This is a genomic window from Kitasatospora viridis, from assembly GCF_007829815.1.
Lineage (GTDB): Bacteria > Actinomycetota > Actinomycetes > Streptomycetales > Streptomycetaceae > Kitasatospora > Kitasatospora viridis.
Window position 1 is genome coordinate 2265409 of sequence record NZ_VIWT01000001.1, and the last position, 14596, is coordinate 2280004.

Sequence of the window (14596 nt, forward strand, 5' to 3'; positions counted from 1 at the left end):
GGTGATCCGGCTGCGACGTCCGGGGCGCCGAGCCGCCCTGCCCTACCTGCTGCTGCTCCCGGCCCTGGCCGTGGAACTGCTGGTCCACCTGGTGCCGATGGTGGTCGGCATCCTGATGAGCTTCAAACAGCTCACCCAGTTCACCATCCGCGACTGGACCACCGCGCCGGCCGCCGGCACCGCCAACTACCGCATGGCACTGGACTTCAACGCCCCGGTCGGCCGGGCCCTGCTGGACTCCTTCTGGACCACCTGCGCCTTCACCCTGCTCTCGGTCGGCCTCTCCTGGCTGATCGGCACCACCGCCGCGGTGCTGATGCAGGACGCCTTCCGCGGCCGGGCGCTGCTGCGGGCCGCCTTCCTGCTGCCCTACGCGCTGCCGGTGTTCGCCTCGGTGATCACCTGGTCGTTCATGTTCCAGCGGGACACCGGCCTGATCAACCACGTGCTGCACGACCAGTTGCACCTGATCGGTGACAAGCCGTTCTGGCTGATCGGCGACAACAGCTTCACCGCGCTGCTCACCGTCTCGGTCTGGCGCTCCTGGCCGTTCGCCTTCCTCACCCTGACCGCCGGGCTGCAGAACATCCCGCGCGAGCTCTACGAGGCGGCCGCGCTGGACGGCGCCGGGGTCTGGCAGCAGATCCGCCGGATCACCCTGCCCTCGCTGCGCCCGGTCAACCAGGTGCTGGTGCTGGTGCTCTTCCTGTGGACCTTCAACGACTTCAACACCCCCTTCGTGCTGTTCGGCAAGGCCGCCCCGAAGGCCGCCGACCTGATCTCCGTCCACATCTACCAAGCCTCCTTCGTCACCTGGAACTTCGGCGCCGGCTCGGCCATGTCGGTGCTGCTGCTGCTCTTCCTGCTGCTGGTGACGGCCGGCTACCTGTTCGCCACCAACCGCCGCAGGGGCGCCGATGATTGACCCGCCCGCCTGGTTCCGCCGGCTGCGCCGGCTGGTCCTGCTGCTGCTCGCCGTCTTCACCCTGACCCCGGTCGCGGTGATGCTCAGCTCCTCGCTGAAGCCGCTGCAGGACGTCCAGGGGCCCTGGCGGTGGCTGCCCAGCCACCTCACCTTCCGGCCCTACCTGGACATCTGGACCACCGTGCCGCTGGCCCGCTACTTCACCAACTCGCTGATCGTGGCCGGCAGCGCCACCGCGCTCTCGGTGCTGCTGGCGGTGCTGGCCGGCTACGCGGTCAGCCGCTACCGGTTCCCCGGGCGGCGGCTGTTCACCACCACGGTGCTCTCCACCCAGATGTTCCCGGGGATCCTCTTCCTGCTGCCGCTCTTCCTGCTCTACGTCAACATCGGCAACTCCACCGGCATCGCGCTCTACGGCAGCCGCGGCGGCCTGATCCTCACCTACCTGACCTTCTCGCTGCCGTTCTCGATCTGGATGCTGGTCGGGTACTTCGACTCGATCCCGCGCGACCTGGACGAGGCGGCCGCGGTGGACGGCTGCGGCCCGGTCCGCACCCTGCTGCGGATCGTGCTGCCCGCCGCCGTGCCCGGCATCGTCGCGGTCGCGGTCTACGCCTTCATGACCGCCTGGGGCGAGGTGCTGTTCGCCTCGGTGATGACCAACGACCAGACCCGCACCCTGGCCGTCGGCCTGCAGGGCTACGCGACCCAGACCGACGTGTACTGGAACCAGGTGATGGCCGCCTCACTGGTCGTCAGCGTCCCAATGGTGGCCGGCTTCCTGCTCCTCCAGCGCTACCTGGTGGCCGGCCTGACCGCCGGCGCCGTCAAGTGACGATCAGTCAACTCACCTACCCGAAAGGCTCTTCGTGAACGACCTGGACGCACTGCCGCCCGACTTCCGCTGGGGCGCGGCCACCTCGGCCTACCAGATCGAGGGCGCCGCGGCCGAGGACGGCCGGGCCCCGTCGATCTGGGACACCTTCTCCCGCACCCCGGGCGCGGTGGCCGGCGGCGACACCGGCGACACCGCCTGCGACCACTACCACCGCTGGCCCGCGGACCTCGACCTGGCCGCCGGCCTCGGTCTGGACGCCTACCGGTTCTCGATCGCCTGGCCCCGGGTGGTGCCGCTGGCCGACGGCACCGTCAACCCGGCCGGACTGGACTTCTACGACCGGCTGGTGGACGGGGCGCTGGCCCGCGGCCTCACCCCGTTCCCCACCCTCTACCACTGGGACCTCCCGCAGGCCCAACAGGACCGCGGCGGCTGGCCCGAGCGCGCCACCGCCGAGCGGTTCGCCGAGTACGCGGCGGTGATCGCCGAGCGCCTGGGCGACCGGGTCACCCACTGGTGCACCCTCAACGAGCCGCTCTGCTCCTCCTGGATCGGCCACCTGGAGGGCCTGATGGCGCCCGGCCTGACCGACCTGACGGCGGCCGTGCGCGCCTCCTACCACCTGCACCTGGCCCACGGGTTGGCCGTGCGGGCGCTGCGGGAAACCGTGCCCGGGGCGCGGATCGGCATCGTCAACAACCTCAGCCCGATCGAACCGGCCACCGACTCCCCCGCGGACCTGGCCGCCGCCCGCCGGGCCGACGGCCACATCAACCGCTGGTGGCTGGACCCGGTGCTGGGCCGCGGCTACCCGCAGGACATGGTGGACCTCTACGGCGTCGAACTCCCGGTCCGCGACGGCGACCCGGAGCTGATCGGCGCCCCGCTGGACTGGCTCGGGCTGAACTACTACTTCCGCCAGGTCGTCGCCGACGACCCGACCGGCCCGGTGCCGCGCTTTCGCCAACTGCCCGGCCGCAACCCGCAGCGCACCGCGATGGACTGGGAGGTGCACGCCCCCGGCCTGGAGGAGCTGCTGCTGCGCCTGGCCGAGGAGTACCGGGTCCCCGAGCTCTACGTCACCGAGAGCGGCGCCGCCTACCGCGACACCGTCGACGCCGACGGCCGGATCGACGACGCCGACCGCGCCGCCTACCTGGAGCAGCACCTGGCCGCCTGCGCCCGCGCGGCCGCCAAGGGCGCCCCGGTGGCCGGCTACTTCGCCTGGTCGCTGCTGGACAACTTCGAGTGGGCCTACGGCTACGACAAGCGGTTCGGCCTGGTGCACGTCGACTACCCGTCCCAGCGGCGCACCGTCAAGCGCAGCGGCCACCGCTACGCCGAGCTGATCCGGGCCCACCGGGCAGCATGACGACCGGCCGGGCGGTCCCCGCTCCGGCCGGCGGACCGCCGGGGCGGACTACTCCTTGGGGGAGTCGCCCTCCTCGGCGAAGTCGATCTTCTTGAAGCGCGAGTTCATCGACTTCAGCAGGAACCAGGTGGCCACGCCGAGGACGGCGAAGACGACGAAGCCCAGCAGGCCGGGGGTGACCTTGGACTCGTCCAGGGCCAGGGTCGCGGCGAGGTTCACGGAGGTGCTCATTGCTCCATGGTGACCCGACTCCCTGAGGAACCGGTCACCGGGGTGGGGCGACACGCCCCACCCCAGGTCGGCGGGGTGCTACTTCGGCTCGCCCGCGAGGCTCGCCGCGCGCAGGCCGGCGAACAGGTCGTCCTCCGGCAGGTCGGTGTCCACCAGCGAACGGGCCAGCTCGTAGTCCTCGGTGGGCCAGACCTCCCGCTGCACCTCCAGCGGCACCCGGAACCACGGGCCGTCCGGGTCGATCTGGGTGGCGTGCGCGATCAGCGCCCGGTCCCGGGTCTCGAACCAGTCCGAGCACTGCACCCGGGTGGTGATCTCGCGCTCCTTGCGGCCGCTCTTCTCCCAGCCCTCGATCCACTCGCCGTACGGCGAGTCCATGCCGTGCTCGGTGAGGTAGGCGTGCAGCGCCCGGATCCGGCCCATCGGGAAGCCGTGGTTGTAGTAGAGCTTCAGCGGCTGCCAGGGCTCGCCGGCCTCCGGGTAGGCGTCCGGGTCACCGGCAGCGTCGAAGGCCCGCATGGTGATCTTGTGGGTCATGATGTGGTCGGGGTGCGGGTAGCCGCCGTTCTCGTCGTAGGTGGTGATCACCTGCGGCTTGAACTCGCGGATCAGCCGGACCAGCGGCTCGGCCGCCTCGTCCACCTCCCGCAGCGCGAAGCAGCCCTCGGGCAGCGGCGGCAGCGGGTCGCCCTCCGGCAGCCCCGAGTCCACGAAGCCCAGCCAGGCCTGCCGGACGCCGAGGATCTCCCGGGCCAGGTCCATCTCCTTGCGCCGGACCTCGTGGATGTTGTCCTCGATCTCCGGCTTGCCCTGGAGCTTGGGGTTGAGCACGGAACCGCGCTCCCCGCCGGTGCAGGTGGCCACCAGCACCTCAACGCCCTGGGCGACGTACATGGCCATGGAGGCCGCACCCTTGCTGGACTCGTCGTCCGGGTGCGCGTGCACCGCCATCAGCCGCAACTGCTCAGTCAACGCCTGGTTCCTTCCGGGAATGTCCGGGCCGGCAACGTGGGGGGCTCGGCTTCGAGGTCCGAAACCTTGCCCCCCTATAGTGACGGACTGGAAGGCCCCCACATTCCCAGCACCCGACCAGGAAACCCGAGCAGCCATGACCGCGACCAGCGCCAGCAGTGCCGGGCAGTTGCCCGAGGGCCGCTACGGCGGCCGTTCCGACCAGGAGGCGGACCGCCGCCTGAAGGTGGTCGGCGCGGTGCTGGCCGTCGTGGTGCTCGCCCTGATCGCCTGGCTCGGCGGCGACTACCTGCTGCGCGAGTCCAAGCTGAACGGCTCGGTCCCGGTCTTCCAGGTGGTCTCCGACTCCGAGGTGCAGGCCCAGCTCTCGGTCTCCAAGGACTCCGGCACCGGCGGCACCTGCACCATCCGCACCGAGGCCGCGGACCACTCGGTGGTCGGCCAGCTCGACGTCCCGGTGCCGAAGGCCGGCAGCAGCTACAACCAGATGGTCACCATCCGCACCACCGCCCGGGGCACCACCGCCGAGCTGCTCGGCTGCACCCCCTCCTAGCGCGCCGCGCGCCGCGCCCGGCCGCCCGGTGGCATGAACGCCCTGTTCACCGGGCAGATTCGGGGGAAGCGCGGGTTAACGCGCCGACAACGCCACTCCCGTCCGGGCCCGGAGATTGTTAGGCTCGTGGTTTCGCCCCTTCCGGGTCCGAAGTCTCCGGGAGCGGGCGTTCCTTTGTAGTGACCCCGAAGCAGTATTGCCCAGCACCGACGAGGAGCACCCGTGACCCAGACCAGCGAGAACGTGACCTGGCTCACTCAATCCGGCTACGACAAGCTCAAGGAAGAGCTGGCTCACCTGACCGGCCCCGCTCGCTCCGAGATCGTCGCGAAGATCGAGCAGGCCCGCGAAGAGGGCGACCTGAAGGAGAACGCCGGCTACCACGCCGCCCGCGAGGAGCAGGGCAAGCTGGAGCTGCGGGTCCGTCAGCTCACCCAGCTGCTGGAGCGCGCCAAGGTCGGCGAGGCCCCCGCCGACTCCGGCGTGGTCGCCCCCGGCATGCTCGTCACCGTCGCCTTCGACGGCGACCTGGACGACACCATGGTCTTCCTGCTCGGCTCCCGCGAGGTGGCCGGCGACGACCTGGACGTCTACTCGCCGCAGTCGCCGCTCGGCCGGGCGATCGACGGCAAGAAGGTGGACGACAACGCCACCTACGAGCTGCCGAACGGCAAGAAGGCGACCGTGAAGGTCATCGACGTCAAGCCCTACACCGGCTGAGCCGAAGAACACCGAGGGCCCCGCCGCGCATTCGCGGCGGGGCCCTTCGCCGTCTCCGGCACCGAGCGGTCAGCCGGCCGCCGAGCGGTACTTGCGCACCGAGAGCCAGGAGAACAGCGCCAGCACCAGCAGCGAGGAGACGATCGACACGCCGTAGGCGTGCTGCATCGGCCAGGCCTTGTCCACCGGCCCGATCTGGTTGCCGAACAGGTTGCGGCAGGCCTGCACGGTCGAACTGAACGGGTTCCAGTAGGCGATCGGCTGCAGCCAGCCCGGCATGCTGCTGATCGGCACGAAGGCGTTGGAGATGAAGGTCAGCGGGAAGAGCCAGATCAGCCCGGCCGAGGTGGCCGCCTCGGGGCTGCGCACCGAGAGCCCGATCAGCGCGCCGATCCAGGAGAAGGCGTAGCCGAGCAGCAGCAGCAGGGCGAAGCCGGCCAGCATCCGCGGGACCCCGTGGTGGATCCGCCAGCCCACCGCCAGCGCCACCAGGGCCAGCACCAGCAGGGTGAACGCGGTCTGGCACAGGTCCGCCAGGGTGCGCCCGACCAGCACCGCCGAGCGGGTCATCGGCAGCGAGCGGAACCGGTCCACCAGGCCCTTGGTCATGTCCTCCGCGATGCCGGCCGAGGCGCCCGCCACCGCGAAGGTGACGGTCTGCGCGAAGATGCCGGCCATCAGGAACTGGGTGTAGATCTTCGAGCTGGCCCCGGCCATCGGGATCTGGATCGCGCCGCCCATCACGTAGGAGAAGAGCAGCACGAACATCACCGGCTGGAGCAGCCCGAAGACCACGATCTCCGGGATCCGGGTCATCCGGCGCAGGTTCCGCCGGGCCACCACCCAGGAGTCGTGGGCCATCGCGGCCAGGCCGCGGCGCTGGCGGGGGACGGCGCCCCCGATCGCGTGCTCGGTCGCGGCGCTCATCGCACGGCCTCCCGCGCCGGGGTCTCCTCGCCGCCGCCCGACTCGGTCAGGTGACCGGTCAGCGAGAGGAAGACGTCGTCCAGGGTCGGGCGGCGCAGGCCGATGTCGTCGATCTCGACGTCCCGCGCGTCCAGGTCGCGGATCACGTCGGCCAGCACCTTCGCGCCGCCGGTGACCGGGATGGTGATCCGCCGGGTGTTGCGCTCCACGCTGGCCTCGCCGACCGCGTAGCCGCTCAGCGCCTCGACGGCGGTGCCGATCAGCTCCCGGTCGTGCACCACCACCTCCACCCGCTCGCCGCCGATCTGCGCCTTCAGCTGGTCGGCGGTGCCCCGGGCGATCACCCGGCCGTGGTCCACCACCGCGATGTCGTGGGCCAGCCGGTCGGCCTCCTCCAGGTACTGGGTGGTGAGCAGCAGCGTGGTGCCCTGGCCGACCAGGGTCTCGATCACCTCCCAGAGCGCCATCCGGTTGCGCGGGTCCAGGCCGGTGGTCGGCTCGTCCAGGAACATCACCGGCGGGCGGACCACCAGCGCGGCGGCCAGGTCGAGCCGGCGCCGCATGCCGCCGGAGTAGGTCTTGGCCGTCCGGTCGGCGGCCTCGCTCAGGTTGAACCACTCCAGCAGTTCGGCGGCCCGCGCCTTGGCCGCGCGGCCACTCATCTGGTAGAGCTCGCCGACCATCCGCAGGTTCTCACGGCCCGTCAGGTACTCGTCCACGGCGGCGTACTGGCCGGACAGGCCGATCATGCTGCGCACCCGGTTCGGGTGCTTGAGCACGTCCACCCCGGCCACCACGGCGCTGCCCGAGTCGGGCCGCAGCAGCGTGGTCAGCACCCGCACGGTGGTGGTCTTGCCGGCGCCGTTCGGGCCGAGCAGCCCCAGCACCGTCCCCTCCGGGACGTCCAGGCTCACCCCGTCCAGGGCGCGCACGTCGCCGAAGGTCTTCACCAGGTTCTCGGCCTGGATGGCTGGGGCCATGGCTGCCTCATCTCCTCGGAGCGGACCCACTGCGATCGAACCTAACGCGACACGACATACCCCGCATCACCCAACTCGCCGAGCACCACGGCGCAGTGCTCGGGCCCCTTGGTCTCCAGGTGCAGGTCCACCTCGACCTCGGCCAGGCCGAGGGTCGGGTCGGTGCGGACGTGGGCGACGTCGAGCACGTTGGCGTCCACCGAGGAGAGCACCCCGAGCAGGGTGGCCAGCGCGCCCGGCCGGTCGGTCAGCCGGACCCGCAGCGAGAGGTAGCGGCCGGCCGCGGCCAGGCCGTGCCGGAGCACACGCTGCATCAGCTGCGGGTCGATGTTCCCGCCGGAGAGCACCGCCACCACCGGCCCCTGGAACTCGTCGGGGTGTTCCAGCAGGGCGGCGACCGGGCTGGCCCCGGCCGGCTCGACCACCAGCTTGAGCCGCTCCAGCGCGACCAGCAGGGCCCGCGAGAGCGACTCCTCGGTCACCGTGCGGACGCCGTCGGCGAGCGTGTTGACCAGCTCGAACGGGATGTCGCCGGGGCGGCCGACCATGATCCCGTCGGCCATGGTGTGGAAGGACGGCAGGGTGACCGGCCGGCCGGCGGCCAGCGAGGGCGGGTAGGCGGCGGCGCCGGCCGCCTGCACCCCGACCACCCGCACGTCCGGGCGCAGCGGCTTGACCGCCGCCGCGATCCCGGCCAGCAGCCCGCCGCCGCCCACCCCGACCAGGATGGTGCGCACCTCCGGGCACTGCTCCAGGATCTCCAGCCCCACGGTGCCCTGGCCGGTCACCACGTCGGCGTGGTCGAAGGGGTGGATGAAGACCGCGCCGGAGGTCTCGGCGAACCGCTGGGCGGCGTCCAGCGCCTCGTCCACGGTGGCGCCGTGCAGCCGCACCTCGGCGCCGTACTCCCGGGTGGCCGCCACCTTGGGCAACGGCGCGGCCCGCGGCATGAAGACGGTGGAGCGCACCCCGAGCAGCGCGGCGGCCAGCGCCACGCCCTGGGCGTGGTTGCCCGCACTGGCCGCCACCACGCCGGCGGCCCGCTGCACCGGGGTCAGCCCGGCGATCCGCAGGTAGGCGCCGCGCAGCTTGAACGACCCGGTGCGCTGCAGGTTCTCGCACTTCAGGTGGACCGGGGAGCCGACCAGCCCGGACAGGTACCGACTGCTCTCCATCGGCGTGACCCGGGCGACCCCGGCCAGCATCTTCTGCGCGCCGCGGAAGTCGTCGATGGTGATCGGCCAGCTCTGCATGGGCAAAGCCTAGGACCCTCCGTCGATTGGGGGGTGGGTGAAGGAGCGGGGTCCGGGCCGAGTCTGGGCGGTGCCGACGAAGGAGTCCATGCGGAGCATCGGCGACTGAGGAGAAGCCGTCCAGGCGAGAGTCCGGGCGCCGCGACGCCGCCCCCCGATCGACGGAGGGTCCACAGCCGCCCCGACCGGGTCGGGGCGGCCGTGACGCACCGTCAGCCGAGCGCCTGGGCCAGGTCGGCGACCAGGTCCTCGGCGGACTCGATGCCGACCGAGATGCGGACCAGGTCGGCCGGCACCTCCAGCAGCGAGCCGGCCACCGAGGCGTGGGTCATCCGGCCCGGGTGCTCGATCAGCGACTCGACGCCGCCCAGCGACTCGCCCAGGGTGAACAGCTTGGCCCGGTTGCAGACGTCGACCGCGGCCTGCTCGCCGCCCTCGACCCGGAACGAGACCATGCCGCCGAAGGCCTTCATCTGCTTGGCCGCGACCTCGTGGTTGGGGTGCTCGGCCAGGCCCGGGTAGTAGATCCGGGTGACCTTCGGGTGCCGGGAGAGCAGCGCGACGATCTGCTCGGCGTTGGAGGTGTGCCGGTCCATCCGCACGCCCAGGGTCTTGATCCCGCGCAGCACCAGCCAGGAGTCGAACGGGCCGGCCACCGCGCCCATCGCGTTCTGGTGGTAGGCCAGTTCGTCGCCCAGCCCGGCGTCGGCCGCGACCAGCGCGCCGCCGACCACGTCCGAGTGGCCGCCCATGTACTTGGTGGTGGAGTGCACCACCACGTCGGCGCCGAGCGCCAGGGGCTGCTGCAGGTAGGGGCTGGCGAAGGTGTTGTCGACGACCAGCAGGGCGCCCGCGTCGTGCGCGATCTGGGCCACGGCGGCGATGTCGGTGATGCCGAGCAGCGGGTTCGACGGGGTCTCCACCCAGACCGCCCGGGTGTTCGGCCGGATCGCCTCGCGGACCCGCTCCGGGTGCTGGGTGTCGGCCACGTCGAAGCTGACGCCCCATCGGGTGAGCACCTTGTCGAACAGCCGGAAGGTGCCGCCGTAGGCGTCGTTGGGGATCACGATGTGGTCGCCCGGCTTGAGGACGGTGCGCAGCAGGGTGTCCTCGGCGGCCAGGCCGGAGGCGAAGGCCAGTCCGCGCTGCCCGCCCTCCAGCGCGGCCAGGCACTCCTCCAGCGCGGTGCGGGTCGGGTTCGCCGACCGGCTGTACTCGTAGCCGCCGCGCAGGCCGCCGACGCCGTCCTGCTTGTAGGTGGAGACCTGGTAGATCGGCGGGACGACCGCCCCGGTACGGGGGTCTGCTTCCTGACCCGCGTGGATGGCGATGGTCTCGAAGCCCTGGGGGTGCTGGTGATCGGTCATGGCCCGAGCGTAGTGGAACCCGGCTGCGCCGCAGCCCTCTCAGTCCGCGCGGCGGACCTCGTGCTGGAAGCAGCCGAAGGCGACCGCGCGCACGTGCACGACGGCCACCAGCGGGTCGCTGAACATCGCGTCGAGCGCCTCCTCGGCGACGGCCGGTTCGGGCTCCACCAGGACGCCGCGCAGGATCCGGCCGTCCCGGTCGTAGGCGCGCAGCACCCGGTCGCCGCGGTGCATCGCGGCGGGGTAACCGGGCTCGGCGCCGGGGCAGTCGGCCGCCCGGGCGTGCACGTAGACCGGGCCGAGCTCGTCGTAGGGGCCGGGGTCGGCGCCGGTCTCGGCGGCCCAGCGGCGCAGCGGGGCGTAGGCGAGCAGCAGCAGGTCGGCGCCGGGTTCGGCGCGGCGCAGGCAGCAGCGCAGCGGTTCGCCGCCGGTGGTGCCGCGCACCGGGACCGGCGGGCGGCCGGCGTCGTCGGTGCGGCGCAGGCCGGCCAGCACGGCGGGGGCGATCGGGTGGACGGTGAAGCGGGTGGTCACGGTGCTCATGGCTCCAGCCTGCCGGGCCGGCGGCCGGGCGGCTGGCGGCTTCCGGACACCGCGTTGGACCCGGCGTCAGAGCGCGCCGCCGGCCTTCCAGTCGGCCCAGCCGATGTTCCAGTCGCCCAGCCCGTTGCCCGGATCGACGGTGCGGTCACCGGAGTTGACCACCTGGACGACGTCGCCGGCGATCGAGCTCGCGAAGAACCTCGCCGCGTCGGTGCCCGGGTCGCCGGCGCCCTTGACGTCGCGCAGCGCGATGCAGCCGTGGCTGGTGTTGGCCTTGCCGAAGGCGGAGGCGGGCGACCAGTAGTTGCCGTGGATGAAGGTGCCGGAGGTGGTCAGCCGCTGGGCGTGCGGCACGTCGGGGATGTCGTACTCGTCGCCCAGGTTGACGGTGGCGGAGTTCATCCGGGTCTGGGTGAACCGCTCGGAGATCACCATCGAGCCGCCCCAGGTGCGGTGTTCGGGCGAGCCGCCGATCACCGGGTAGACGGCGCTGACCCGGCCGTCGGTGGTGACGGTGAGGGTGCCGGCGGCCAGGTCGGCGACCGAGGTCTGGGCGCGGCCGACGGTGAACGAGACGTCCTTGCTCTGGGTGCCGTAGACGCCGGCGGCGCCGGCCACGTCCTTGAGCCGCAGCTTCAGGGTGACCTTGGTGCCCGGGGCCCAGTACTGCTCGGGGCGGAAGTCCAGCCGGGTGCTGGAGTACCAGTACCCGGCGACCTCGACGCCCGGGTCGGCCAGCACGGTGATCGCCTGCTGGACCGCCTTGCGGTCGGTGACCGGCTTGCTGAAGTTGATCGAGACGGGCATCCCGACGCCGACGGTGGAGCCGTCCTCCGGGGTGAAGTAGCCGACGAAGGTGTTGGCGGGGGTCGCGGTGGTGAACGCGGTGTCGGCGGCGGCGACCAGCTTGTCCTTGTCGGTGGCGCTGGCGGCGACGGCGTAGCGGGTGCCGCTGCTGAGCGGCGCGGTGGTGGTCCAGCTCGTCCCGTCCGGGGCGAGCCGGCCGGGTATCCGGGCGCCGGACTGGTCGGTGACGGTGACTTCGCCGAGGGTGCCGGCGGCGACCGTGACGGTCACCGGGGCGGTGAAGGGCGCGCCCTGGGTGCCGTCGGCGGGCGAGACGGTGATCACGGCGGCCGAGCTGCGCGGCGCCGGGCTGCCGGCGGCCTTCCCGGCCCCGGCCCCTCCCCCACTCCCGCCGCCGCTCCCGCTCTCGCAGGCCGCGAGCAGCAGCACCGGTGCGCCGAGCAGTCCGGCCAGCACCCCCCGGCGGCTCCAGCCGCCCTCGGTCATCTGCCGTGCCGTCATCTCCGTCTCCCTGCTGCCGACTCCGATCGGTCATATCGGACCTAATGACGCATGTACTGATATGACCGGTTCTCCGAGGAGGCTCAGATCGTACGAGACCCTGCGAGATTGCGCCAAAAAGGACATACCGCCCGCACGGCAAGCCGTGCGGGCGGTATGCAGGAGGGTCGGCGGGTGGAGCCGCGCCAGGTCTCGATGCCGGAGTGATCGATCCCGAAGTGCTCGGTCTCGAAGTGATCGATCCCGAAGTGCTCGGTCTCGGACTACTCGGTCTCGAACTCCAAGGACTCGTCCTCCGGGTCGAAGGCGGTCTGCGCGGACTCCCAGGTGGCCTGGGTCAGCTCGACGCCCGGGACGTCGCCGAGCAGCGCCACCGGGTCGATGAAGTGCGCGAGCGAACCCGTGGGGTCCAGCTCGATCGCCTCCACGGACTCGGCCCGCTCCTCGTCGTCCAGGTACTCGTCGGCCGCCACCTGGGCGAGCGCGGCGGCCTTGAGGGCGCCCTCGTCGGTGATCTCGGCGATCAGCTCGATGCTGAGCCGGACGTAGCGGGGTTCGTCATTGCTGGTCATGGGGCGAGCGTAGGCGAGAGCGGGCCCTGCGGGCGACACGGCTCGGGGCCGGCCCCGGACGTACCGGGACCGGCCCCGCCATTGCGCCGCCCGCTCCCCCACCCGGGAGCCGACGGAGCCGCGCCACCGCGGCGCGCTCGTGGACACCGCCGCACCCTGGGAACCGGCCGGAACCGGACCAGGGGCGGGACGACGACGGCCCCCACGAGGGCCCCCTCCGGACCGTCAGGCTCCGGAGGGCGCACACCCGGACCGGATTCAGGGCCGGTCCCGGCGGTCCGGCGGCCGTCGCGCCGGGGAGCCGCTCCCGTCGCCACCGCCGCCGTGCTCGGCGTCTTGCCGTGACACCTACGATGCCGCAGCGTTGTTAACCGGTTGCTGCGCGCACGTGACGCGGGTGTACCAGTCGGTGGGTCGGCGAACGATCACCTGAAACATTGTCAGCCCGGACCGCGGTCGGCCCACGGCCTGACGGAGCCTCAGTGCGCGGCCCGGACCGCCATGAAGGCGAGCAGGTCCTGGCGGGTGACGATGCCCTGCGGCTTGCCCTCCACCAGCACCACGGCCGCGTCGCACTGCTCCAGCACGGTCATCAGACCGGTCACCGACTCGCCCGAGCCGACCACCGGCAGCGGCTTGGACATGTGCTTCTCCAGCGGGTCGCCGAGCTGCGCGCCGCCGCTGAACAGCGCGGCCAGCAGGTCGCGCTCGGCCACCGAGCCGATCACCTCGCCGGCCATGATGTCCGGGTGGCCGGCGCCGGGCGAGACCACCGGCATCTGCGAGACGCCGAAGTCGCGCAGCACCTGCACCGCCTCGCCGACCGTCTCGTTCGGGTGCATGTGCACGAACTGCGGGATGCCGCCCTCGTCCACGTGGTACTTGCGGGCGAGCACCTCGCCGATGGTCGCCTCGTCCTGGGCGGTGGGCAGGAAGCCGTAGTCGGCCATCCAGTCGTCGTTGAAGATCTTCGACAGGTAGCCGCGGCCGCCGTCCGGCAGCAGCACCACGACCACGTCGTCCGGGCCGAGCCGGCGGGCCACCTCCAGCGCGGCCACCACGGCCATCCCGCAGGAGCCGCCGACCAGCAGGCCCTCCTCCTTGGCCAGGCGGCGGGTCATCTGGAACGAGTCCTTGTCCGAGACCGCGACGATCTCGTCCGCGACCGTGCGGTCGTAGGCGGTCGGCCAGAAGTCCTCGCCGACGCCCTCGACCAGGTACGGGCGGCCGGTGCCGCCGGAGTAGACCGAGCCCTCCGGGTCGGCGCCGATCACCTGCACCTTGCCGCCGGAGGCGTCCTTCAGGTAGCGGCCGGTGCCGGAGATGGTGCCGCCGGTGCCGACGCCGGCCACGAAGTGGGTGATCCGCCCCTCGGTCTGGTCCCACAGCTCCGGACCGGTGGAGTGGTAGTGCGAGGCCGGGTTGTCCGGGTTGGAGTACTGGTCCGGCTTCCAGGCGTTGGGGGTCTCCCGGACCAGGCGGTCGGAGACGTTGTAGTAGGAGTCCGGGTGCTCGGGGGCCACCGCGGTCGGGCAGACCACCACCTCGGCGCCGTAGGCCCGCAGGGTGTTGATCTTGTCAGTGGAGACCTTGTCCGGGCAGACGAAGATGCACTTGTAGCCCTTCTGCTGGGCCACGATGGCCAGGCCGACACCGGTGTTGCCACTGGTGGGCTCGACGATGGTGCCGCCCGGGCGCAGCGCGCCGGAGGCCTCCGCCGCCTCGATCATCCGCAGCGCGATCCGGTCCTTCACCGACCCGCCCGGGTTGAAGTACTCGACCTTCGCGAGCACGGTCGCCGAGATGCCCTCGGTGACCTTGCTGAGCTTCACCAGCGGCGTGTCGCCAACCAGATCGATGATCGAATCGTGGTACCGCACGGGGGTCCTCCCGGGTCTGTGGCCATGACATTTCCTTCGGTACCGCCAAGCCTATGGCTCCGGATGGCCCACGCTCACCGATAGCGCCAAGGTGTCCACGGGTATGCAGCCTGCGTGGAGGCCGGCCGCGCGCAGCGCGCCGGCGAGACCGACGC

The 14596-nt window shown here is 72.0% G+C and carries 15 protein-coding genes; 5 read left to right on the forward strand and 10 right to left on the reverse strand.

The window, feature by feature from the left end:
* The first annotated feature begins 1 nt into the window (after nt 1).
* Genes FHX73_RS09945 through FHX73_RS09955 form a run of 3 tightly spaced genes read left to right on the forward strand, consistent with a single transcriptional unit; the run spans nt 2 to nt 3135 of the window.
* Entirely contained in the window at nt 2-925 is a 924-nt protein-coding gene (locus tag FHX73_RS09945) for a carbohydrate ABC transporter permease (RefSeq protein WP_145904659.1), read from the forward strand.
* Complete coding sequence (locus FHX73_RS09950; RefSeq protein ID WP_145904660.1) at nt 918-1760, forward strand: carbohydrate ABC transporter permease; 843 nt, start codon at nt 918-920, stop codon at nt 1758-1760. The genes FHX73_RS09945 and FHX73_RS09950 overlap by 8 nt, the downstream gene beginning before the upstream one ends.
* A gap of 34 nt (nt 1761-1794) precedes the next feature.
* The gene (locus FHX73_RS09955) at nt 1795-3135 is read left to right on the forward strand and encodes a GH1 family beta-glucosidase (protein ID WP_145904661.1); all 1341 of its coding nucleotides are present in this window, start codon (nt 1795-1797) and stop codon (nt 3133-3135) included.
* Between the two features lie 48 nt (nt 3136-3183).
* On the opposite strand, the gene FHX73_RS09960 is transcribed toward FHX73_RS09955, so the two are convergent.
* Entirely contained in the window at nt 3184-3366 is a 183-nt protein-coding gene (locus FHX73_RS09960; protein ID WP_145904662.1) for a hypothetical protein, read from the reverse strand.
* Nucleotides 3367-3444: 78 nt separating this feature from the next.
* Entirely contained in the window at nt 3445-4338 is an 894-nt protein-coding gene (mca, locus tag FHX73_RS09965) for a mycothiol conjugate amidase Mca (RefSeq protein WP_145904663.1), read from the reverse strand.
* A 136-nt stretch (nt 4339-4474) separates the two neighbouring features.
* Between mca and FHX73_RS09970 the strand changes: the two genes are divergently transcribed.
* On the forward strand, nt 4475-4891 hold the full coding sequence (locus FHX73_RS09970; protein WP_145904664.1) for a DUF4307 domain-containing protein: 417 nt from the start codon (nt 4475-4477) through the stop codon (nt 4889-4891).
* A gap of 222 nt (nt 4892-5113) precedes the next feature.
* Entirely contained in the window at nt 5114-5611 is a 498-nt protein-coding gene (gene greA / locus FHX73_RS09975; RefSeq protein ID WP_145904665.1) for a transcription elongation factor GreA, read from the forward strand.
* Between the two features lie 69 nt (nt 5612-5680).
* On the opposite strand, the gene FHX73_RS09980 is transcribed toward greA, so the two are convergent.
* The 8 genes from FHX73_RS09980 to FHX73_RS10015 all read right to left on the reverse strand — a co-directional run bounded on the left by FHX73_RS09980 (nt 5681) and on the right by FHX73_RS10015 (nt 14441).
* Complete coding sequence (locus FHX73_RS09980; RefSeq protein ID WP_145904666.1) at nt 5681-6538, reverse strand: ABC transporter permease; 858 nt, start codon at nt 6536-6538, stop codon at nt 5681-5683.
* Nucleotides 6535-7518 carry an ATP-binding cassette domain-containing protein gene (locus tag FHX73_RS09985; protein WP_145904667.1) on the reverse strand — a complete coding sequence of 328 codons (984 nt, stop codon included), beginning with the start codon at nt 7516-7518 and terminating at the stop codon, nt 6535-6537. The genes FHX73_RS09980 and FHX73_RS09985 overlap by 4 nt, the downstream gene beginning before the upstream one ends.
* 41 nt (nt 7519-7559) lie before the next feature.
* Nucleotides 7560-8771, reverse strand: coding sequence for a threonine ammonia-lyase (gene ilvA / locus FHX73_RS09990; RefSeq protein ID WP_145904668.1), 1212 nt, complete (start codon nt 8769-8771; stop codon nt 7560-7562).
* A gap of 212 nt (nt 8772-8983) precedes the next feature.
* Complete coding sequence (locus FHX73_RS09995) at nt 8984-10138, reverse strand: cystathionine gamma-synthase (protein WP_145904669.1); 1155 nt, start codon at nt 10136-10138, stop codon at nt 8984-8986.
* Nucleotides 10139-10177: 39 nt separating this feature from the next.
* A complete protein-coding gene (locus FHX73_RS10000) occupies nt 10178-10681 on the reverse strand; it encodes a DUF1203 domain-containing protein (protein WP_145904670.1) in 504 nt (167 codons plus the stop codon).
* 66 nt (nt 10682-10747) lie between these two features.
* Nucleotides 10748-11989 (reverse strand): L,D-transpeptidase, encoded by a 1242-nt coding sequence (locus FHX73_RS10005; RefSeq protein ID WP_145904671.1) that lies wholly within the window; start codon nt 11987-11989, stop codon nt 10748-10750.
* Between the two features lie 263 nt (nt 11990-12252).
* Nucleotides 12253-12561 (reverse strand): hypothetical protein, encoded by a 309-nt coding sequence (locus FHX73_RS10010; protein WP_145904672.1) that lies wholly within the window; start codon nt 12559-12561, stop codon nt 12253-12255.
* Between the two features lie 479 nt (nt 12562-13040).
* On the reverse strand, nt 13041-14441 hold the full coding sequence (locus FHX73_RS10015) for a cystathionine beta-synthase (RefSeq protein WP_145904673.1): 1401 nt from the start codon (nt 14439-14441) through the stop codon (nt 13041-13043).
* Nucleotides 14442-14596: the final 155 nt, after the last annotated feature.